Here is a 22793-nt window from a genome sequence, read left to right as displayed (position 1 = left end):
TTAAAATTAATAACAAACAATAGTCATTCCTTTGTTTTAATTACTTATTATTGTTATGGAAATGGAGTGGTGGACCCACTCACATAGCGTAATCGTTTGAAAATGAAGATCCCCAAACGATTGATTATCTACTAATAACTCGCTGTAAGTGAGATACCAGAGAATGCTTCATATGCATCTAGTAAGATGTAATAGGTTCCAGCTTGGGTATTTAGCACTTCACAAGATTCATTATTATTAGAATTACGTGATGCACAGTCGTTGTCCCACATAACGGGCTCAGAAGCGCATTTAACTGATAGGTCTGCGTCTCCCGTTCCACCTTGTGATGTAACTTTTAAAGTTTTACCTGCAGGTACATCAATCAAAAATATCAACTTTTCAGAATGAGATAATCCAGATTTTGTTACACCGTTTTCAAGTAGATTTGATGTATTACAATCTTCTTCACAGCATTCACCTGGCACACAGCATGAAACGCCATCGCATATTTCAGCTGAATAAGTCGCAGTTAAAGTCAGAGCGTCATAAGATTTAAATGCTTTTACCATTAAATGATAAATACCCGGTAAAGGATTATCTATGGTACAAGTTTCATTTGAATTTGATGTATAACCACGACATAAATAATCTGAAGTAGATGCTTGGCCCTCATACATTACATAAAGATCTGCATCACCATTATTAGCTTGAGTTGTCAGCAATAACTGAGTTTTATTTCGCGGTACTTCAATTGTGAAATGTTTTTCACTGCTTTCTGATCCTGATACATTAATGGGCATACCAGATTGCAAAACATTGTCGGTAGGTGGGATTGGGCATAGTTCAGGATAAGTTTCACATGTTTGGCACCCAGGTTGACTTGGGTCAAGATCAACACTACATTGTTGTTCACTCCCTCCGGCCGCTTGTACTGTTAAAGACCAATTATTTAAAGTACCAGAAGAACTAAGTGAATTATCAATCAGTTTTAGCTGCCATTCGCCGTTCGCTGACTCACCTCTAAAATCGTAAATCATTTCATTTATAGCAAGTGTTTCATAATGCATACTACTATTAGCAGGTACGATTAAAGCTTCAGTGCCACTTGGTGAAACAAGTGAAATTTGCAGATCTCCGACCCACTCATGAGAAATATCAAAAGCGACTTTCACGTTATAAGCCGTTAAGTTAGTCTCAACACCATTATCATCTAATTCACCTTGCACTAATAATGAAGTCGTCATACCTTCAGGAAAAGTTTCAGGTAAAGGCATAGGCGTATTATTGTCTAAATTTACTGCAATCAATTCACCAGGGATCACTTCAACGTTCAGAGCTTGTTCGACTACTTCACCCGCGTTATTTGATACTAAGGTAATTGTTTGGTCTCCCAATGCGACAAATTCATCTACATTTATAATTAAATCAACCGACTCGCCATCAATACCAAAATCTTTACTTAAACTTGCCGTTATACCGTCAGGTGCAAGAACACTTACTTCAGATGAACTAGCCCAGCCATTTTTATTTGTCAGCATTAATGGGATGATAGTTTGCTGTGATTTTGAAATATAAACCTGACCAACTTGACTATCAAAACCAAGTCTAGGCGTTGGATCTGCCATTTTTAACATATTATGTAAATTGACACGTTTGCCACTGACAGTTTTAGTATGTAAGTCTGATAATTTGTCACCTGAATCCATTAGCATTTTTTTAAGTGCGATAGCTGATAAATTTGGATTAATTGATAAAGCTAATGCGGCTGCGCCTACTACATGAGGTGTTGCATGAGAAGTACCATTGATCCTTGCATAACCACCATGTGCAGCAGTTGAACGAACGCGGTTACCTGGAGCTGCAATATCGACAGAGTTTTGACCATAACAACTGTGATCGTAACTAAAGTTATCTTGTTGATTGACACTTGCAACAGAAATCACATTTTCTATTTCTAAACTTGCAGGCATTTGCGGCAATAAATCATTGTCTGTACGATCATTACTCGCAGCCGCTACAAATAAAATATCTTCAGCAGCGATTTCTTGAACAGCACTTTGAAAAGCTGAGGTATCGTCAGTTTGTATTGCATATGAGTTGTTTAAAACACGTATATTTACACCATGATTTCTCTTTAGGTCTAACATATAGTTAATACATTCTAAAATCGTAGACATGCTACCAGCACCACCTTTACCAAAAGCAGCACAAGAAATCATAGTGACATTCCAATTAATACCCGCAACACCAATACCATCATTTGAACTTGCACCAATAGTGCCAGCAATATGACTACCATGATCATCTAAATCTATCGGATCAGAGTTTTTTAATTTTGGGTTAATACCATGTATATCATCAATGTAACCATTATTATCATCATCAATTCCATTAGCTGGGATCTCATTTGGATTAGCCCATATATTTTGTTTTAAATCAGGGTGATTATAATCAAAACCTGTATCTATGATGCCAACAACAACATCTTTTGAGCCTGTTGAAATATCCCAGGCTTCCGGTGCGTCGATATCATAATCATCTGGATGATTAAAATTTAATTGTTCCACAAATCTTGGATCATTGGGTGTTTTAGCGACATGTACAACTTGATCAACAAACGCATATTCAATATTTGAATTTTGTTCCAACTGTGTTTGATATTCAGTTAGTGTTAAACCTTTTGGTTTGGTTATTTTAGCCATACGACCATTTAATATATGTTTAAACCTACGGTCTTGTCCTTGAGAATTCATATACTTATTTGTCAACCGCATTGGACTAACTGCGAAGGAAGAAGCTGACTGAGCAAATAATTGGGCTCTTTGTTCAAATGAGGTATTGGCTTTAAATACAACAATAAGTGATTTTTCTTCTTCAATTTTACTTAAGTTGTAGTGATTATTTTTATCATCTGATTGTGCTAATACAGATGGTATAAAGCTGGTAAACGTCAACAGACTAGCAATACAGTTAGTCAAAATTGAATTTTTATTATTCATAAACGACTCCTTGGTTATGTGCTTTAAATTATTTTCGCTTGTTTGTGATTTATTACTTTTTTGTCAAAGTGGTTATTAAACAACCCAACACCAAAAGCCCGAGAAGTGTTAACTAAAAATTAACTTTATTCAATTTACATGAATTAAAATGCAAGTCAATTGTTTCTAAAATAGAGTGAAACCGTAATATATTCTTTACTTTTAACCATCTCATTAATCAAATAAAATATACAAATACCGAATAGAGAACTTTAAACGCAAGTCAAATCTAACAACTACGTAAAAAACAACAAATCAATGCATATAAATACATTTAAAGTAAATTTATTATTCTTTTTTATTTTAAATATATGCGTTTTTAGAATAAGCGGTAAATTACAAACAAACACCATGTAATGAATAAAAATTCAAAAAAACATTGTTAAACACTCGGCATTGTGAAATTATTGTTAATGATTCGATATGGATTATTGAGTTATTTAATTACTTTGATGATTAGAAAAATAAGAAAACGAGGTCAGAAATGAAGAACAAATTCTCCAATAATATGATATCAGCGGCTCTTGTATTAATGGCATCTAATACAAATGCACTTAATATTGATGAAACTAAACACAGATATATAGTAACACTTGATATGCCAAATGTTTTAGCAGATGAATCACAAGCGAGAGCGGCATATCATAAGTTCATGGCAAGTGAAGTGAGTAAACAAATTGGCGTATCGGTTGTAAATGTTTTTTATGATGCAGTTCAAGGTTTTGTTATTGATGCAACAGACAAGCAAGTAAAACAACTGAGAACAAATAAACACATAGATAAACTTATTAAAGATACCGACTTTACACCACAAAAAGCATTTTTTAATGATTGGGGTATAAGTCGTATAGATCAAAGAGAACCTGGATTTGATACAACATATCAACCTTATAATAACGGTCAAGGGGTAGTAGCATATATTTTAGATACAGGTGTTGATTTATATAACAGTCATTTTGATGGCTTATTTCGAAGTAATGGATTTAGTGCAAATGATGGCACACTTAACGGAAATGACTGTGATGGACATGGCACGTCAGTAGCCAGTCTTGTCTCAAGTGAAAAATTTGGTGTAGCAAAACAAACACAACTCGTACCTGTTAGTATTTATAAAAATGTGCCTGAGTGTGAAACAGATAGAGACAACGCAGATTTAAGTGCATTAGAGGAAGTACATTTAAGTAAAGTATTAGATGCAATCGACTTTATTAAACAGGATGCTCAATCTCATGAATTGCCTTCTGTTGTAAATATTAGTTTTACTTGGTGGGTTGAAGGCCCAAGAGCAAGTTATTATGATCTGGCTGATATTGAATTGATGGAACAAGCATTACAGTCTGTAATTGATTCTGGCGTGACAGTAATTGCCGGTGCGGGTAACGATCAGCATGACGCATGTTGGAATTCCCCAGCTAGAATGACAGATGTCATTACTGTAGGTGCCATAGGAAAAGAAGATCATGTCGCCTTATATGAAGAGCAAATGAATAATGCGCCAACAATGACAAGTTATTCAAATTATGGACAATGTGTTGATATTTTTGCCCCCGGAACAGGTGTCAGCGCTGCAAGCGTTCGTTTTAATTCTACCAGCTTTACAGGAACATCAGCTGCAAGTCCCTTTGTAACAGGTGCTGCAGCACTTGCATTAAGTGATGACCCATATCTTACACCAGCACAAGTTAAACAAAAATTAATAAATGATTCAACTAAGGATGTGATTGTTGGTTTAGATAATTTACCACTTCCAACCCACAATAGGCTGTTATATGTAGGTTCAGAAGCGAGCGGTGGAGGTTCAATACCACCTAGTTGTGACACTGATCCAAGTTTATGTCCACAACCTGGTGAAACCATTGTTTTAATAAATAATCAAGCCGTGGCTGCTAATGGTGAAGCACAATCTGAAACTATGTACGCGATAGAGGTAACAAATAAGTTTGATGAGCTCAAAATCGAAACGCAAGGTGGCTCTGGTGATTTAGATATTATGGTTAAGTTTAGCTCACAAGCAGGGCTTAATGATTATGATTGCCGCTCTCAAAAATCAGGTACTTCGGAAACATGTGTCATTAACGAACCTAAAATAGGCACTTACTATATTAATATGTATGGTTACAGTACCTATAATGGTAGTCAAATTATGGCAAGTTTAAGTAACCATGTGATTACACCGCCAGTGGGTGATGACACTTTACAAAATGGTGAAAGCTTAAATAATTTGGCCGCAACATCGCAAATGCAGCATTATTCAATCACAGTACCTGCTTCTCAAACATTAAATGTTGATATTGCAAATGGAACAGGAGATGTGGATTTATATGTAAAAGCGGGATCTCAAGCTACTAAAAATGACTACGACTGTCGACCATTTAATATTGGCAACAATGAATCTTGCTCACTCACTAATTCATCAACTACAGATATAACATACCATATTATGCTTAATCCTTATAAAGCATATTCGGGTGTTACCCTAACAGCAAGCTACTAAAAATCCCCTTTGTGGCGTCGTGTATATTACGACGCCATTCTCATAATTTTAAATTCATAACAACATTGATAATTTTAATGGCGGTTTGTTTTGTCTGAAATTAGGGATAAATGAAAGACACTTGGGTGCATTTTATGTGCCTTTAACTAAATCCAACTAAGGTAAAACAATGAAAAACATCAAGCGAATGAAGAATTTCATGTTAATGGGAGTAACCGGTTTAGCATCGGTATTTTCCCCATCAAGTTTAAGTATTGAGCATGAAAATATAAATTTAAAAAAGTACATTATAACTTTTAAGCAACAATCAACTTTAGCGTTTAATGATCAATCCAAAGATAAATTGAATGCTGATACATTGGCACAATATTCAGCTTTGGACATTACCAATGTATTATCAAATGGTAGATCTTTGGTGGTTGAAGCTTCACCACAAACAATTGAGAACCTAAAATTTGATGCAAACATATTAGCGATAGAAGAAAACAAAACCTTAAGTTTCAAACCAGTCAAACATCAAAGTACGAATTTAGCATTAAGCAGAACTGAAAATAACGCCACTTGGGGTTTAGATCGCATAGATCAAAGAGTGATGCCTTTAGATGGTAAATATACAAGTCCTTATGATGGCACAGGTGTCACAGTATATGTATTAGATACTGGCGTAACAGGAAATTTAACAGAATATAATAATGCGCAGGGTATTAGTCGTGTACGTATGGGTATTAATTCCCATGAGGGTAATTTTGACAGTAATGATTGCTGGGGACATGGTTCTCATGTTGCTGGCACTATTGCAGGTAAAAATTATGGTGTAGCAAATAACGCAGATATCGTTGCTGTAAGAGTAATGGATTGTGGTATGAATAGCACCACAGAAGCCGTTATTGAAGGAATAGACTGGGCAATCGCTGACTATAAAAAAAATAATGGCCCAGCTGTTATCAATATGAGCTTATCTGATCCTGATGGTTCTGTAGCGTGGGACCAGGCAACTCAAAGGGCAATTGATGCTGGCATGACAGTGGTTGTTGCTGCTGGAAATAATAGCAGAGAAGCATGTTTAAATTCTCCAGCAAGATTAGAGTCTGTTATTACAGTAGCGGCAACTGGCACCGATGATGGATTAACAAGTGTCTCTAATTTTGGTTCATGTGTAGATATTTTTGCACCAGGTTCAAGTATAGAATCTGTTTGGAATGATGGTGTTGTGACAAGTTTAAGTGGGACATCTATGGCTGCACCACATGTAGCAGGTGCTGCAGTATTGTTACTTGAGCAAGATCCTAGTTTAAATCATTATGAAGTTAAATCTTTATTAAAACAAAGATCGTCTAAAGGCATGATTTCAAGAACACAAGGTGCGCCAAATCACCTTTTGTATATTGGAGAATCTACAGGGATATCAATTGAACATACTCAAATTTCTGTGGGAGAAAGCCTGGATGTGAGATATTTACAAAACGGTTATGCATATTACAAAACAACTGTTGGGGACAATGTATCCCAACTCAATTTTGAAATGTCATCTGATAGTTTTGCTGAAGTAGAACTTTTTGTTAAACATAACGATATTGCAGCTGTAACACCAGTAACGCATCAAAATGATTGTGCGGATATGGGTTTAGGGGGCAACGCTTTATGCACTATTAATAATCCATCCGCTGGAGATTGGTATATTTTATTAACTCGCACCAGCGAAAGTGCACAAACCCAATTATCAGTATATGAACAAACCTGTACTGAAGATTGTATCCCAAATACTCAACCGCCACAGTTTATAGATTTAAATAGTGATACAGCAATAAATACGATAAAAGCAAATGAAACTAAATCTGTTTATATTGAAGTGCCTACAGATACTCAAAAAATAAAATTTGTACTCCAAAGCACCCAAAACAGCGATTTATTTGTAAAGGTGGGTGAAATTGCAACAAAAGATAACGCAGATTGTATTTCAGAGCATATTAATCAAGCTGAATTATGTGAAATAAATGTATTACCTGGGCAAAAAGTGTATGCGAGTATTTTTGCTAATTCAGTAGATATAAATGATGCTGTCATCACAGCAAGTGTTGTTCCTGTGAACCCAGATCCTTGTATTAGTGATCCTAACTTAGATGGGTGTGATCAAGATGTAATGCTCATAAACCTACAAACTATAGTTGTTAATGCAGATAATAAGCAATCTCTATTTTTTAAAATAGAAGTACCAGAAAATCAAACACATCTGAACTTTACCACTTTAGGTGATAATGGAGATGCTGATCTTTATATTAAATATGGTGCTAGACCTACTAGCAATAGTTTTGATTGTAAAGGTTATACGTCTACATCAAATGAGATATGTGATGTCGCTAATCCAAAATCTGGTACATATTATGTGATGATTAAAGCGTATAAAAGCTTTAGGGATCTATCTCTCACTGCAATTTATAAAAATGATGGTGTCATAGTAGAGCCACCTGTAAACAATAATGAATTGATAAATGGAGATGTCATTTCAAACTTAACGAGTAATACCCATCTGATATACACAATTAATGTTCCCGCAGGTAAAACACTCAATATATCAACTCAAGGAGGCAGTGGTGATTTAGATTTATATATTAAATTTAATCAGCAACCAAGTAGTTGGGACAATGATTGTGCATCTCGCGGTGCGAGCAACGATGAAAGTTGCACAATTCATAATACACAAAATGGTGTTTATCACATCATGCTAGATGCATATACAGCATTCTCGAATGTGAGTTTAACAGCTTCTTTTTAATATGAGTAAAAGCAAGTGAACCGTGTTTACTTGCTTACTAAAAAGTTGAATAGTTATTTTAAAATATTGGTTATACCCGTAACTTAAACAGCCATATGTAAATTAACATCAATGTCTTTTACATTATTTTTTATATAGTTATGCTCATAATGTTCAATTCCATAAAAATAATAAAAATAATATGTGAATATAAATTCACTATAGGAGATGTATGAACTGGATTAAAGCATGTATCACAAGACAGCTTGTTGTAATGATAGGCGGCACTTTAATTATTGTGATGGCGCTTATATCTGCATTTAATGTCATCAATACAAAAAATGCTGCGATTGAAAGTATTAATGAACAAGTAAATCAACTCATAACTGTGAATAACCAAAAGGTAGTGGGCTTTTTTAAAGCAAAGGGAGAAATAGTTGAAACTTTTACCAATTCCCCTTTTGTAAAACGCTTTATGTCTGAACATGAAATAAGAGGTGCAGATTTATCTAATAATCAAGATTACCAAGACCTTAATAAATATTTTAATAACATCAAAAATAATGATAGCACGATCAAAAGTGTGTTTTTAGGGACCGCAAAATCAAAAGAATATATGGATGAAGAGGGCGTGATGCCACCATCTTATACAGTGATAGGTAAAAAATGGTGGAAAGCAGTAAATGAACAAGACAGGTTATTTGTTAATAGTCCAATAAAGCTTAATATTGCTGATACAGATCCAACCATGGTCTCAACTGTAATGAAAACAGTTTATGATGACAATAACCAGTTTTTAGGTGGGGCGGGTGTTGATATTTTAGTTGATACGATAGGTCAAGATTTATTATCAAACGTTAAATTTAAAGGTGTAGGCCAAGCTTTTTTAGTATCCGATAATGGCAGTTTAGTGTATTACCCTAAATTTACTAAAGACTTTCCAGCTGGTTCTAACATATCACAAATTGATAGTTACTTTACTGACTCTAAAGGTTTTACTGAATTAACGGTTAAATTTAATAAACACAACTATGGTCAGTCATTAGTAAAATATGACGGGGTAGAGCATCAAGTTTATTGGCAACAAGTGATTAATGAAAGCCCATATATAAACTGGAAAATCGCTTTTATGTTACCGACTAATATACAAGGTGGGATTGTACAAGATGCCGTTTTTAATACCTTGATCACATCACTCCTACTTATATTTATAATTTGTATTGTAGTCACCTTAATTGCTTCACAATTTACAAAACAAATAAATACATTAGTCACAGCGATGGAAGATATCGCCGAAGGTGAAGGCGACTTACGTGCAAGAATTGCAGTCACAAGGACAGATGAACTAGGTGATTTAGGGCTGTCTTTTAATAGATTTGCAGATAAAGTACACAAACTCGTTTTAGAGAGTACTAATTTAACTGAATCGGTATCATTAAAAAGTAATCAGGCTGTAGAAGTTTGCCATACAACCCGAAACTTTATGTCACAGCAAAAAAGTGAGATTGAAACAGCATCTGCTGCAACCACTGAAATGGCGCAAACCAGTAGCGAAATGGCCAGCTCGTCTGAACAAGTTGCTGCTCATGCAGATAAAGCCAATGATCAAATGATCCAAGCACGAACAGGGGTACAGCAAGCAAAACAAAATATGACTGAATTAGGTACTCAAATAAATGATACCAGTTGTGTTGTTGCAGAGCTTAAACAAAATACAGATCAAATTGGGGGCGTGCTTGAAGTTATTAGAACAATCGCCGAGCAAACTAATCTATTAGCACTAAACGCAGCGATTGAAGCTGCAAGGGCAGGAGAGCAAGGTCGAGGCTTTGCAGTAGTCGCTGATGAAGTGAGAAATCTAGCATCTAAAACCCAAGATTCAACAGCAAATATTCAACAGATAATTGAAAAACTGCAATCATCCTCGGTTGCAGCCGAGCAGGCGATGACAACTAGCGTACAAAGAGTTGAAGAAAATAAACAATCAAGTGATGTGTTAGTTGACACCTTAACTCATGCAACAGATTCGGTGAGTTTAATCCAGCAACAAGTTGTAGAAATCAGTGAAGCTGTTAGCCAACAAGCAATTGCAGCAGAAGAAATAGCTTCTACTGTCACGAAAGTAAGAGATTTATCAGATGAAGCTGTACAGTGTGGTAATGAGCTAGAGCAGAGCTTAGATATTATGTCGTCCGGTTCTGATGAGCTATCGAATAGCTTAAATCGTTTTAAAGTATAATAATTGGCTCGATATTACGCCTTTTCGGCATTTTCAATACAATTGTAAAAACATATTTAAGGATAAAACATGAAATATAATAATCAAATTGAACCTGAAGACTGTACTGGTATGGACGAAATTAGAGGTGAAATAGACCAAATGGATAAAGATATTATCGCAATTTTAGGTAAACGATTTAAATATGTAGAAGCAGCAGCTAAGTTTAAAACATCTAAAACGTCAGTACGCGCCCCCGAACGGTTTAAACTCATGTTACAATCACGTCGTGATTGGGCAATAAAAGCAGGATTAAGCCCTGACGCAATTGAAAAAATGTACACTGATCTGGTGAATCATTTCATTCAACAAGAAATGAATAAATGGCAATCTCTAAAACAAGAATAATTTGAGCCAGATGACATTTATTCAAAATCTAAGTGTGATGCAATAAGTTAATAATTTAAATAGCAAATAAATTAAGTGTTTCTATACTTTTCTATGCGGAGGAGTTATGAAAACCAATTTTAAAATCTTCATTTTTTTATTTACATTTATTGCATTCATTGGTGCTTTATTGTTTTCCCCAGCGAAATTACCCGATCCCACCGTTGAGAACTTTTCTGAACTACTTATGGTAATTGCATGTATTGCTGTCATTATTAAAATCGAACATCTTAGAAGTACCCCCAAAGTTTATTGGATCTTACTAGGGGGTGCTTCTATGACCTACTTAGGTGTTTTTATTGATTTTGCCGAAGAGTTTTTTGATGAACACGCGCTGGATTTCAGTGATTTTGAAGATTTTATTCAAACACTTGGCTTTATTACGCTATTTTTGGTATTCAATGCTGGCTGGCTTTACATATTCGAATCATGAAAAAATTGAAACTTATTTCTGAGTCTGATCACTTAACAGGCGCTTTAAACCGTCGCGCTTTTTATCAAAAATTAGCAAGAATAACTAAATATCATAAAAAACAAAAAGGAACCTTGATCATTCTCGACTTAGATCATTTTAAACAAATCAATGATACTTATGCTCACAGTTTTGGTGATATCGTAATAAAAGAAACCGCTGAGCAATTAAAAAAACAAATTAGTAAACAAGATCTACTGGCACGTTGGGGTGGGGAAGAGTTTTTAATTTTCCTTAGAGGTTATGATGAGCAAGAAGCTAAAATAATTGCCAACACTATGCAACAACACATCGCACAATATGAGTTTATTTTAACTGATGAAGCTATCAATGCCACAGTAAGCATAGGTGTATACCATTCTAATAATATTCAATTATTAGATGAAGGTATCAACCATGCTGACGAAGCCTTATATAAAGCTAAAGCAAATGGAAGAAACTGTGTTGTTGTATATAATGAATAAGCTCTAAAATTGACTATGAATAAACTCTCTTAAACTTTATCTTTATTTCTTACAATATACCTAGTTAAAATTCAACTTTTTTTTCTAAAATAAATCCAGTACTCTAATAGCGGTGTTAAAATCACTTTATAAAAAATAACATTAAATAAAACAATAATATAAGGAAAGTTTAATGAAAATTGTTGCAGTTTTACTATTATTTATTTCGTTCCACTCTTTTGCAATTGAAGAAAAAGGATTTGACGTTAAAATATTGCCAGATACATTAACTTTGCCGTTAGGGTGTGTTGCTGATATTAAATTGCAAAGGTTGAAATCTAACCCTAAAAAGTTTTCTGTAGGTTACGCATGTAAAGGCGACAAAATTGGCAAGTACTACATGGATTTTAGATTAAATGATATTGATATAGTGGCTGATTTCAAAGACGGTAAAGCTAAAGTTGATGTAAAGGAATCAAAATTTAAATCTTATACACTTTATGAAATCACAGCAAATGACCAAGGAAAAGTGTTTAAATTTGTATCATATTGCACAACCGATGTTTGCCTAGATTTGGTAGGAAATTATAAACCAGCTATTAAAACTTGGATCACAGCTCAATTAAAAGGATAAAGTGAAATAGCAAACAGGGTTATTTTAACCCTGTAACAATATACAGAATGCTTAACATTAAGATGCTTTTTTCAAATTAGTATTAATCAAGCTATCAATTGAATAGGTCTTAACTTCGAGTTTAAAATCAATAATTGAGAAAAGTTTATCTATTCGTTCATTTACTTCAATCATGTCATCATCAGTCGCCACAATAAAAATCATTGAAAATGTGCTTTGTTGATTTTCAGTTAAGCCCGCATAAAATGTTTTATAATTATCCATTAAACGATTTAAATAAGAACCATTAAAAGTATTTAAATTAATTCTTTTCACTTCAAATACCGTCAACATCTGTCCATTTTGAATCACGCCATCAAAAATAAATTTTGAATTTTGTGATTCAATTTTTATGTCTCGCTGAATTATACTATTGAAATCATTTTGTACTTTAGTTATCAACTGTTTTTCGAGTAATCTTGCTTCTTTCATTCTTTGATTATTAATACGTTTAAGAATGTCACTCTGTAAAGCTCTGTCTGCTTTGGAACTAATGGTATTATAGGTTAGTTGATTATCTAAAGAGTGAATCGTGTCAGTAAAATGGTCTTGAACCCGATTGTCTTCTTGCGTCCGTTCTATATCAATTGAAACTGATTCATTCGCTAAATGAATAAGTTCGTCTTCTATTTTTAGTAATACTTCTGAGGTAGATGCTTGTTGCAAATTCACAAAGTTATTTTCATCTTTGAAATCCGAAGGTGCATATAATACTTTATAGTTCCAATTGAGCGTTATAAAAAATAAGATAACTAAAGTAAAAGGAAATAGCATTAAAAACCATATAAAAAGCGCTTGATTAGCCGGGTTAATATGGGGCAATACCATAGTGCCACTAATTTCAGCTATACCTGCAAAAATCGCAATAACAGATAATGGGTTTTTAATAATACCAACTTTATTTTTCATCTTAACTTCCTTATTAATCTGACTTTTTTAATTCAGAGCAATAATTTTACCGATTTTAAATTTAATTACTATAGGACGCAGACTTTAATATATTCTGGTTATATTGATCTAAATAATTAGGCATAGACTCTGATAACCAGTAGTTAAGGGTTGTAGTATAATTTGGTGCTTTTAATACTGTTTTCTGTAATGCTTTATCAATTTTGCTTATCGCGTTTATTGCAAATGAATCTGCAGCACTTGTAGCACACCCCACGGCACCTAAAGTAAAAGCACTTTCAAGCTGTTTAATAGGTATAACTTCAATATTTTTATAACCAATTTTTTTATGATAAGTGGCAGTGACGGGATAATCAGTAAAATAATCTATTCTTTTTAATTTGAGTAAATCAAATAACACTGTTGCTGAATCTTTAAAATTAAAATTTACGATACTTCTTTTATAAGCTAGACTATTTTCGACGATAGGTTGCAGTTCTTTAGTATATTTTCTTGCGTTTTGCCTACCATATTGAATTTTTTTATTACTCATTAATTTTTCAATATCGATCGGATTGCCATAAAGTTTAGTCAGATGTGGCGCTAATTTTTTTGAAGTAATAACAGAAATTGCAGGATATAAATATGCTGGTAACGAATAAGTTGCACGAGATGTATTTTGTATCCTGTGTATCATACAGGGGTAACATATTTTATTGCCTTCATCCATCATTTTACCGATTCGACTTTGAGGTAAAATAGTCACTTCATGTCTGACATCAGGCATTGCATCAATTAGATGATTCATTAAAGCATCACATGTTCCTCTATTACTCATATTTGAATGATTAGAAATATATGTAGGTGGTGAGTCAGAAAGCGCCCAAGTGATCTTTAAATCTTGTTTAGATAATGCTGGAAATGTAAATAAAAGTAAAAAAGATATAACTAAATAAAGTTTATTCATATAGTACCCCCTTAACATCCTGTTTTTATAATGAGTTATTAAACTTTTTATTTTCTAGTTAATTGTTAATAGATTGCGTTTTTATTTTGCATTTTAAATTCAATATCGATATGGTCAACTAAATAACAATTCATTAAATATACATTAATGGTCATAGTGAATTATTGCAAATAATTAAATTTGAGCCGGTAAATTGGCATTTTTCTCTAAAAATCAACAAAAAACTAGTGATTTAAAGCGTAATTTTCAACATATAATATTTAAAGGTGTTTATTTTACCTATAACAAAAACCTAAACCGGTGAATAATAATGCAAATATCTCTTGATAGAATGGATAAACGAATCTTACAATTAATGCAGCAAAACGGCAGAATAAGTAATTTAGAATTGGCAGATCAAGTTGGTCTTTCTCCCACTCCTTGTTCAAGGAGAGTAAAACGACTAGAAGAGTCAGGGATCATCAGCAACCATGTTACTTTATTGGATCAAAAAGCACTCAACCTAAATTTAACGGCTTTAATTGGTATTGAATTAAATGAACATACACCTGAAAAATTTGACCAATTTGAACAAGCAATATCAATTTTACCTGAGATCATGGAATGTAGCATAGTGACAGGTCAAACTTCTGATATTATTATGAAAGTTATCGTAAGAGACATGGAACATTATGAACAATTTTTATTGAATCAGCTTATGCCATTTGCAGGGATCAGCAGTATTCATTCAAGTTTTATTTTAAGAAAAATAATAAATAAAACAGATTTACCACTAGAGTAAAAGAATCACAATTTATGGACAAATATGCAGTTTTATCAGATATTCATAGTAATATTTTTGCGTTAAAAGCTGTTGTAGCTGATGCAAAGTCAAGGGGCGTCACTAAATTTATTAATTTAGGAGATATTTTATATGGCCCTATTGCACCCAAAGAAACATATGACTTTTTAATTCAACAGAATTTCATTACGATTTCAGGTAATCAAGATAGGCAAATATATGAAGCAACTGATGAAGAAATAACATCAAACCCTACTATGGAGTATATCTTAAACGATTTAGGTGAAGCGGCACTAAAATGGATGAAGTCACTGCCTTTTGACCTACAACTTAATAAAGATATATATTTATGTCATGGAACGCCAAAAGATGACTTAGTATATTTGTTAGAAGATGTGAGTTCTGGTGCTGCTAAAGTACGTTCAGATCAAGCTATTATAACTTTATTAAGTGGCCAAAAGTCTAAGATTATATTATGCGGTCATACTCATACACCAAGATGCGTGCAGTTATCTACAGGTCAAATTATCATTAATCCAGGTAGTGTAGGTTTACAAGCATATTCTGATGATGAACCATATAAACATTCAATGGAAAATTTTAGTCCACAAGCCAGCTATGCAATTTTAGAACAAGATAAAAGTACACAATGGGTTATTACTTTCTTAAAAGTAAATTATGATGTAAATAGTGCTATTAACTCAGCCCAAAAGCAAAATAGGCATGATTGGGTGCACTTTCTATCTACAGGAAGATGTATGTAACAAACATCCATAGAGGCTTTGCTTAATTCTTGTAAAGCCTTCATTTTATCTAAGTCTAACTTTAGTTTTTCACACCTCCAATTTATTCCACCTAAATATATCCTTAGAAGATATAAATCTAATAAATCATTAAAATATACAATTAAAAATAATAAAAGCATAAATAAATGCAAAAAGCATTAACCCCATCATTCATGAAAATGAATATGAAATTCTATTAACAACGCCATTTACTGGTATCTATTTCACAAAACACAAATTAAAATCAACTATATTGATCGTAAACTAACCCTTACTGATTTTTATTAAATTATTTATGCAAATTGGCCGTTTATTTGATCTCAAATCAAACTGTATGTATTTTGCACTCATTGAATATTAATTCATAAAATACGAATATATAACAAGTCATCAGGTATTTCGTCATAAGTTATTCCTCTGGCGCATATAATAAAAATTAATTAAAGGGAAATTATGTTCACTTTAACTCACGCAAAAAAAGTCTGTTATCAACAACGATTGTATCTATTTTAACTAGTACTTCAGTTTTCGCCGAAGAAGTCACAGATCAAGATGCCATAGAGGTGATTGAAACAACAGTTTCAGCTCGTCGTAAAGATGAAACTATCATTGAAGTACCTATGGCAATTTCAAGTATTTCTGCAATGGAAATTGCTGATAGAAATTATCAAAATGCAGAAGACATATACCGAAGTTTAGCTGGTGCTGCTATGCCTAGAGGTCAATTAATTTTAAGGGGGTTAAGTGGGGGAAATAGCGCAGCTCCTGATACTACAAGTACTTTTGTTGATGATATTCCAATTGAGTTTACTAATTTATCAGATGTTGAACGCGTAGAAGTATTACGTGGTCCCCAAGGTACGCTTTATGGATCAAATGCGATTGGTGGAACTGTCAGGATCATTACTAAAAAACCCGCTTTAGATGAGTTTGAATTATTTGGCTCTATGCTCACTAGCAGTGAGAAAGACGTAGAGGGCTATGATACAAATATGTCTTTGGGCATAAACATTCCACTGGTAGATGGAGCAGTTGCTTTACGTGTTAACGGTAATTTACAACAAGATCATCGCCAATATACGAACATAAATACAGGTTTACAATCTGATGCACAAAGTAACTTTATTCGTAGTCAGCTATTATGGCAAGTGAACGATGAAGTAGATATCACATTAGGTTATTCATTAATGGAAGATCGTACACGTGGTTATAATCAAGGCGATACTTCCAAACCTGATTATGTTTGGAAATATAATTTAACCGAAAACCCTGAAGCTAAATATGGCTATGATGTAGATTTTTATAAAGATGATTCATGTGGTCAACAATATAGTCGACCTGAGTGTTTAAGTGGTTCAGCGCCAATTACAAATTCGGATGTGCCAAGTAAATATCAACTCTTTGATGCCATAGATCCTTGGTCTAAATCTAAAACTGATTTATTTACTTTGAATGTTAATGTTGAAAATATATTTGATGTTGCAAATCTGTCTTATGCAGGTTCATATCGTGAAATAGAAGAAAACTCTTTACATAATTGGAGTCGCTTAGATGGGTTAGACATGTTTAAAACATGGATAATCAATGACTGGCCAGTAGAAAGAACAACACATGAACTTAGAATTCAGAATTTAGATGTAAAAAGTCCATTGTCTTGGACAATAGGCAGTTTTTACGATAAATCCGAAAGAAATAATGTAGATGATTATCAAGCACAATATCATGAAGGTGGAGAAATCGCGACAGCTGTTATCGCTGCTTGGTGGTCTTGGGAAGACCCGTTTGAAGTGGGTGAAACTAACTTTAATAATCGTCAGCAACATTGGCAATGGAATATAGTTGAAAGCTATGCAGAAGAATTATCATTTTTTACTGATGTGTCATATGCATTTGATTTAGGCGAAGCAGGAGAGCTGGAATTAAATGGTGGCGTGCGTCATTACAATATTAAAGATGGCCTTAAAGATACCGGTGTTGGTATGTGGTGGGATGGTGAAAGTGAAGAAAGTGGTGAAGAAAGTGGTGAACGCTATAAGCTGAGTGCTTCTTATCGCCCAACTAACGATATGTCTATATATGGTTTATATACCGAAGGTTATAGGCCTGGTGGCAATAACAGTCCTTTATCACAATCTTGTGCTAGCGATCCAAAAGCAAAAGATTTCAAAAAGCGTTATGAATCAGATCAAATTGAAAATTATGAATTAGGATTAAAAGGCTCAGCCTTTGATCATAGTTTTAATTATGCTTTAGCAATTTACCAAATCAATTGGAGTGGTATGTTAACTGATGTTTACATGGACACATGTGGCTTTAGTTATACAGCAAATGGCGGTAAAGCAAGATCAAGGGGTTTTGAATTTGAATCTACATTACAAGTGGCTGATGATTTAAAAATGTCATTTAATACGTCATATACTAACTCTTCCATCCTTGAAGATAATGATGCGATCAGCGCACTAAAAGGGGATGACATGACTATGGTGCCAAAATGGAATGGTTATTTAGCATTAGATCAAGGTTTTTCATTGATGGGTAAACAAGCTTATTTACGTGCTGATTATTCATACTATGGTGATTACAAAACGCATTTTGATGTAAGAGATGAAGATAAAGTGCCTTCTTATGGAGTTGTAAATCTTTCAAGTCGTTTTGAAATATCTGATGATGTGACATTAAGCCTGCATATTAATAACTTATTAGACGATGATGCGATAAAGTACAAACGTGCCCGTAAACGCTCAGAAACCAATACTACCGCTCAAAACTATATAGAGTATTTACAAGGTAGGAGTATTGCCATTCGTTTAGATTACACTTTCTTCTAAATTCAGTTTAAACATTGTTAAGCAATTACCAAAGGTGTTTCTATCCCTAGTAATACGAAACACCTTTTTTAATTAATAGTCTAATTATTTTGACCACACTGCATATTCATTATTATTAACATCTGTAAAGTGAAAACGTCTACCACCAGGAAAACTAAAAATAGCTTTGGTGATCTCGCCACCATGTTGTTGTATTTTAGCTTGCGTATCTTCTAAATCATTACTGTAAAGTACCACCAAAGCACTGCCTGTATTTTGTGACATAGTTAAATCTGCTTTGTAAAAACCGGCATCAATACCGCTATTGCTTATACTGCAATACTCTTCGCCATAATCAATAAACGACCAAGAAAAAACTTTAGTAAAGAATGATTTACTTTCATTAATATCTTTAACAGGGATCTCAATATAATTAATTTTGTGATGCATCTGACATATCCTTATTCTTGTATTTAGTATCTGTAAAACCTGCAATATCGCCTAATACTAACCCGATACCATTATGAGTATTGTCATACTGTTTTAGATATGGATTGTGTTTCACCCAAGCATACACTTTACTGCCATTATACTGTGCTAATGCAGCAAATTTATTTGGCCAACCCCATATGTATTTTCCTAAATCAGGTGGCACTATGATTGTAGTATTTTTACAAGTATCGGGGAATTTTTCACTCCATCCATATAAAGTATAATCAATAAAGCATTGTTTGTTTGAGTTGAAGCTAATGACTTGTGCTTTAGGACTTATTTTGTCGAATGTCTCTATCATAAGACTACTACCAATATATAAAATTTCATTTTTATATTTAATATTAGAAGCTTGAATAAACTCGTTTAATGCAGGTATAGAATATTGATTTGGATTTTTTAAGTTAATCCAGTATCTTTTATCCGGAAACTCTGCAAAAACTTGCGATAAAGATGGCATTTTGACCCCTTTATCTCTGAACTTAAATGAACTGCCTTGATCTGAAGTCGCATTATAACCAACATCAAGTTTTATCAGCTCCTCTAATGTCATTTTAGCCACTTTACCTTTGCCATCTGTCGCACAGTCGACCTTCCAATCATGAAAAACGGCAAACTTATTATCACGTGTATAATGCACATTTAAATGTATGATTTTAAATCCACTGTCTACAGCATGTTTAATACTTTGCAGCGTATTTTCTATATATGGATTTTCAGATGTTAATTGATTATTTGCGCCACAAGATGATTTATCCATATTATCGTAATCAATGTTTTGACCACCGCCTCGATAAGCAACTAATTCCCCTTTAAACAATAAAGGCAGAGTAGGGGATTGCACCATATAAATGCCAATAAAAGCGATACAAATGAAGAATAAGAAATAAATTTTTATCAAAATTAATGTTTTATGATTATTTTTAAAATATTATAAGGCGAAAAATAAACAGTAATAAGCCTCTGAATAATTGAAATTGTTACGAATAATAAAATACAGAGATTAACGTATTGAAAATGGATTACACGAAATACACTGTTAGTGAATTGTTAGATGTACAAGAAAATATAGATAAACTAGCCCACCCTGAACGCTACCAGCTCATATGTGAAGAGGTTAACTATGAAAATAAAACGGCGAATATAACGCCTATCTAAAGCCTCTTACCACAGATAAAAATGAAGAAGATAGCGAAACAGATATTATTTATCACTACTACGATCTTAATTTTGATGTTTTCTCTGCAATAAATATAGGTAAAACCATTTGTCAAAAATTAGCAAAAGCGTTACCGACATATAGCCAAGTATCTATTTGGCAAAGCGAGGGTTATGTATATCAATTAGCGTTAGATTCAAAGATAGAACTGCCATATAAAAAGATGAAAAAATCTATGGTTGAGCTGCAAACTGATGGTGTAGAAATGTATTTATTTCTATTAATAGGCTTATGTTTATTGGTTTTAAATCTCTAGCTAATGCAATTAAACCAGGTTCATTTTCCAAAGATTAGAAAAAATTACACAGTACAACTATAAAATACAACTGTGCAATTTCAATCTAGATTAATAACTGTATTTTAATGTGACATTATCAAAATTATCATATGCTTTTAAGCCAATATACCATTGGCCTTCACTTGGATTAGTAATAGAGCAAGACTCCGTATTACCATTTTTATATGGTCGGCATTCATAACTACTACTTGTTGGGTTTGAACCCTGTCTTAGATATAGATCCGCATCACCTGTACCACCAGAAATTGATACTTCAAGTGAACTAACTGAAGTAGGTAAGTTAAAGTTTTTATAATACCACAGGCCTTTCGATTGAGATAAATTAGTGATTGTATCACCACCAGAATTACCGCCACCGTTTCCTGCCACATAGCTGCCTTTTACAGTGACGCCCGAAAAAGTATTATAAGCTTTTAGCACAACATAATAGATACCTGCTTGAATATTAGTAATGTTACAGCTTTCTGAATTACCATTTTTATATGGTCGACAATCATAACTTGAGCTTGTTGGCTTTTGATTATACTTAACATATAAATCTACATCACCTGTACCACTACTCGTAGTAAAGTTAAGATTGGTTGCACCAGCAGGCACTTGCATTGTAAATGCTAACTCTTGGCCTTTTGCTGCAGATAAACTTGTGACAGGTGTATTATTCGTTAATTCATCAGTTACTGGAGGGTCTATTGGTGGTGTGCCAAAATCAATCACACTTTTTCCTACAGATGAACGATTTAATGTTAACGTATCGCCAATTTCACTCGCTTGCCACCAATTTATGTTACTTGGTAATAAAGTAGGATTATTTTTACGTTGTTCATAACTCACAGAATCAGCTGAACTATTAAATTGTGCTGTTTTTACTTCAACTTTATCTGACGCAACAGTGATAACCTTAAATTGTTGAATACTTGCTAAATCAATTGTCCAAGATTTTGGATCATTTGCAGATCGTGCAGGTGCGCCCCAGCTACCTTCACCTATGAAAACAGTACCGCCAGTCGTGGTAGTGTTATAACTGCTTCCAGAAGGTTTGAGTGCTTGAGTTATTTTATTGATATGGGTATCTGACTCTACGACCAAGTTCATACCATGATCATAAAAGTTTTGCGCCCACCAGCCAAATAACTCTGTATTATCTGATTTACCTGAATAATGCGGGTACATAGGTTTATGATATTGGGCGAATCGCCATTTTGTACTTGAGCCTGAACTGGTTAAATCTTGTTTAAGCCAATTATTCATGGCTGTTGCATAACTTGACCAGCCACTATTTTTAAATTGACTGTTTAAGGTATATACCCTGAGCAGAGGCGATATATTAAAAGCACCATAAGTATCTTTAGCATTACAGGTATTGTTATTATCAAAGTCTACGCCAAATACTTCACAAAGGGTTTTATAATTACCATCTTCATGATTGCCATGGGTTGCGATAAAAGGATAAATTCTTTTGTAACTAATACCATTGATCACATCACTAGACATAGTTAATTGCCAGTCATTTAGGTAGCTACTCATTTCAGATGCACTGTTTGCATTAGTATAATCCCCGCCATGCATAATAAATAACGGCCTAATTTTAGCAACAAGCTTGTTACCTTCTTTTCTTGTTGTCCAGCCAGTTCTAGTATCACCACCAGCAATTGCGATATATGGACTGTTATCTGTTGGCGCAGTTTTAAACCATAACCTTGTACCACAGCCACTATTATCACAAACACGATAATAAACAGCACTGTTACTAGGCAGCCCTGTTAGTTTTACAAACTGACTTGAAAGTGAGCCTTCAAATGTATGGCTTGCAGTCACAGATTTTCTAGTCCAACTTGTTTCATCTGTATTAAAACCATATTTTACATGATGATCGCTACTACCTGATGGTGTAAAACCTATGGTAGCTTGCGAACTTGGTGAGTGATCCCACACTAATCTATGTTGCTTGCTATCTGCAATAGCCCCTGATGATATTAATGCTGATAAAACACCCAGCATCGCCTTATTTATTGCTTTCATAAATGTTCCTGTTGTTGT

Annotated in this window: 17 protein-coding genes; 11 read left to right on the top strand and 6 right to left on the bottom strand. The window is 33.8% G+C overall.

The genetic code is table 11. The features are described from left to right. Positions 1-131: 131 nt before the first annotated feature. Positions 132-2981 carry a S8 family serine peptidase gene (locus PSA_RS23310; protein ID WP_052380135.1) on the bottom strand — a complete coding sequence of 950 codons (2850 nt, stop codon included), beginning with the start codon at positions 2979-2981 and terminating at the stop codon, positions 132-134. 523 nt (positions 2982-3504) lie between these two features. Between PSA_RS23310 and PSA_RS23305 the strand changes: the two genes are divergently transcribed. The 7 genes from PSA_RS23305 (at position 3505) to PSA_RS23275 (ending at position 12480) form a co-directional block, all read left to right on the top strand. Then, entirely contained in the window at positions 3505-5514 is a 2010-nt protein-coding gene (locus tag PSA_RS23305) for a S8 family peptidase (protein ID WP_082305886.1), read from the top strand. A gap of 169 nt (positions 5515-5683) precedes the next feature. Next, positions 5684-8287: a S8 family peptidase gene (locus PSA_RS23300; protein ID WP_059365063.1), complete on the top strand. Its 2604-nt coding sequence runs from the start codon at positions 5684-5686 to the stop codon at positions 8285-8287. A 211-nt stretch (positions 8288-8498) separates the two neighbouring features. Next, positions 8499-10505, top strand: a complete 2007-nt coding sequence (locus PSA_RS23295) for a methyl-accepting chemotaxis protein (protein WP_042149188.1) — start codon at positions 8499-8501, stop codon at positions 10503-10505. 69 nt (positions 10506-10574) lie between these two features. Continuing rightward, on the top strand, positions 10575-10892 hold the full coding sequence (locus tag PSA_RS23290) for an isochorismate lyase (RefSeq protein WP_042149186.1): 318 nt from the start codon (positions 10575-10577) through the stop codon (positions 10890-10892). 106 nt (positions 10893-10998) lie between these two features. Beyond that, positions 10999-11364, top strand: coding sequence for a hypothetical protein (locus PSA_RS23285; RefSeq protein WP_042149183.1), 366 nt, complete (start codon positions 10999-11001; stop codon positions 11362-11364). Further along, positions 11361-11867 (top strand): GGDEF domain-containing protein, encoded by a 507-nt coding sequence (locus tag PSA_RS23280; protein WP_052380133.1) that lies wholly within the window; start codon positions 11361-11363, stop codon positions 11865-11867. Before PSA_RS23285 ends, PSA_RS23280 begins: the two co-directional genes overlap by 4 nt. Before the next feature lie 172 nt (positions 11868-12039). Then, positions 12040-12480: a hypothetical protein gene (locus PSA_RS23275; RefSeq protein ID WP_042149179.1), complete on the top strand. Its 441-nt coding sequence runs from the start codon at positions 12040-12042 to the stop codon at positions 12478-12480. A 57-nt stretch (positions 12481-12537) separates the two neighbouring features. Here PSA_RS23275 and PSA_RS26075 read toward each other — a convergent pair whose 3' ends face one another. Both PSA_RS26075 and PSA_RS23265 read right to left on the bottom strand, forming a co-directional pair. Continuing rightward, entirely contained in the window at positions 12538-13428 is an 891-nt protein-coding gene (locus PSA_RS26075; RefSeq protein WP_193216547.1) for a hypothetical protein, read from the bottom strand. A 61-nt stretch (positions 13429-13489) separates the two neighbouring features. Beyond that, the gene (locus tag PSA_RS23265; RefSeq protein ID WP_042149175.1) at positions 13490-14374 is read right to left on the bottom strand and encodes a hypothetical protein; all 885 of its coding nucleotides are present in this window, start codon (positions 14372-14374) and stop codon (positions 13490-13492) included. A 310-nt stretch (positions 14375-14684) separates the two neighbouring features. On the opposite strand from PSA_RS23265, the gene PSA_RS23260 reads away from it, so the two are divergent. The 3 genes from PSA_RS23260 to PSA_RS23250 all read left to right on the top strand — a co-directional run bounded on the left by PSA_RS23260 (position 14685) and on the right by PSA_RS23250 (position 18768). After that, the gene (locus tag PSA_RS23260) at positions 14685-15155 is read left to right on the top strand and encodes an Lrp/AsnC family transcriptional regulator (RefSeq protein ID WP_042149173.1); all 471 of its coding nucleotides are present in this window, start codon (positions 14685-14687) and stop codon (positions 15153-15155) included. A gap of 14 nt (positions 15156-15169) precedes the next feature. After that, entirely contained in the window at positions 15170-15919 is a 750-nt protein-coding gene (locus PSA_RS23255; RefSeq protein WP_042149171.1) for a metallophosphoesterase, read from the top strand. Between the two features lie 584 nt (positions 15920-16503). Continuing rightward, on the top strand, positions 16504-18768 hold the full coding sequence (locus PSA_RS23250; RefSeq protein WP_231665498.1) for a TonB-dependent receptor: 2265 nt from the start codon (positions 16504-16506) through the stop codon (positions 18766-18768). A gap of 84 nt (positions 18769-18852) precedes the next feature. On the opposite strand, the gene PSA_RS23245 is transcribed toward PSA_RS23250, so the two are convergent. Together PSA_RS23245 and PSA_RS23240 are read right to left on the bottom strand one after the other, a co-directional pair. Next, a complete protein-coding gene (locus PSA_RS23245; RefSeq protein WP_042149167.1) occupies positions 18853-19197 on the bottom strand; it encodes a VOC family protein in 345 nt (114 codons plus the stop codon). After that, positions 19181-20086 (bottom strand): glycerophosphodiester phosphodiesterase family protein, encoded by a 906-nt coding sequence (locus PSA_RS23240; RefSeq protein ID WP_042149164.1) that lies wholly within the window; start codon positions 20084-20086, stop codon positions 19181-19183. Before PSA_RS23240 ends, PSA_RS23245 begins: the two co-directional genes overlap by 17 nt. A gap of 170 nt (positions 20087-20256) precedes the next feature. Here PSA_RS23240 and PSA_RS25645 point away from each other — a divergent pair, with 170 nt between their 5' ends. Further along, positions 20257-20397 (top strand): hypothetical protein, encoded by a 141-nt coding sequence (locus PSA_RS25645; protein WP_157575829.1) that lies wholly within the window; start codon positions 20257-20259, stop codon positions 20395-20397. 407 nt (positions 20398-20804) lie between these two features. Here the strand turns inward: PSA_RS25645 and PSA_RS23235 are convergent, their stop codons facing one another. Beyond that, on the bottom strand, positions 20805-22775 hold the full coding sequence (locus tag PSA_RS23235) for a pre-peptidase C-terminal domain-containing protein (RefSeq protein ID WP_042149161.1): 1971 nt from the start codon (positions 22773-22775) through the stop codon (positions 20805-20807). Between the last annotated feature and the right edge of the window lie 18 nt (positions 22776-22793).

Source organism: Pseudoalteromonas sp. '520P1 No. 423', assembly GCF_001269985.1.
Taxonomy (GTDB): Bacteria; Pseudomonadota; Gammaproteobacteria; order Enterobacterales; family Alteromonadaceae; genus Pseudoalteromonas.
The sequence above is the reverse complement of the archived record's forward strand: the minus strand, read 5'-3'. Positions and strand labels throughout refer to the sequence as shown.

What these genes read in the sequence shown, in the direction of transcription:
- PSA_RS23310 (WP_052380135.1), bottom strand. Translation starts at nt 2,981, where the DNA reads ATGAATAATAAAAATTCAATTTTGACTAACTGTATTGCTAGTCTGTTG.
- PSA_RS23305 (WP_082305886.1), top strand. Translation starts at nt 3,505, where the DNA reads ATGAAGAACAAATTCTCCAATAATATGATATCAGCGGCTCTTGTATTA.
- PSA_RS23300 (WP_059365063.1), top strand. Translation starts at nt 5,684, where the DNA reads ATGAAAAACATCAAGCGAATGAAGAATTTCATGTTAATGGGAGTAACC.
- PSA_RS23295 (WP_042149188.1), top strand. Translation starts at nt 8,499, where the DNA reads ATGAACTGGATTAAAGCATGTATCACAAGACAGCTTGTTGTAATGATA.
- PSA_RS23290 (WP_042149186.1), top strand. Translation starts at nt 10,575, where the DNA reads ATGAAATATAATAATCAAATTGAACCTGAAGACTGTACTGGTATGGAC.
- PSA_RS23285 (WP_042149183.1), top strand. Translation starts at nt 10,999, where the DNA reads ATGAAAACCAATTTTAAAATCTTCATTTTTTTATTTACATTTATTGCA.
- PSA_RS23280 (WP_052380133.1), top strand. Translation starts at nt 11,361, where the DNA reads ATGAAAAAATTGAAACTTATTTCTGAGTCTGATCACTTAACAGGCGCT.
- PSA_RS23275 (WP_042149179.1), top strand. Translation starts at nt 12,040, where the DNA reads ATGAAAATTGTTGCAGTTTTACTATTATTTATTTCGTTCCACTCTTTT.
- PSA_RS26075 (WP_193216547.1), bottom strand. Translation starts at nt 13,428, where the DNA reads ATGAAAAATAAAGTTGGTATTATTAAAAACCCATTATCTGTTATTGCG.
- PSA_RS23265 (WP_042149175.1), bottom strand. Translation starts at nt 14,374, where the DNA reads ATGAATAAACTTTATTTAGTTATATCTTTTTTACTTTTATTTACATTT.
- PSA_RS23260 (WP_042149173.1), top strand. Translation starts at nt 14,685, where the DNA reads ATGCAAATATCTCTTGATAGAATGGATAAACGAATCTTACAATTAATG.
- PSA_RS23255 (WP_042149171.1), top strand. Translation starts at nt 15,170, where the DNA reads ATGGACAAATATGCAGTTTTATCAGATATTCATAGTAATATTTTTGCG.
- PSA_RS23245 (WP_042149167.1), bottom strand. Translation starts at nt 19,197, where the DNA reads ATGCATCACAAAATTAATTATATTGAGATCCCTGTTAAAGATATTAAT.
- PSA_RS23240 (WP_042149164.1), bottom strand. Translation starts at nt 20,086, where the DNA reads ATGGTGCAATCCCCTACTCTGCCTTTATTGTTTAAAGGGGAATTAGTT.
- PSA_RS25645 (WP_157575829.1), top strand. Translation starts at nt 20,257, where the DNA reads ATGGATTACACGAAATACACTGTTAGTGAATTGTTAGATGTACAAGAA.
- PSA_RS23235 (WP_042149161.1), bottom strand. Translation starts at nt 22,775, where the DNA reads ATGAAAGCAATAAATAAGGCGATGCTGGGTGTTTTATCAGCATTAATA.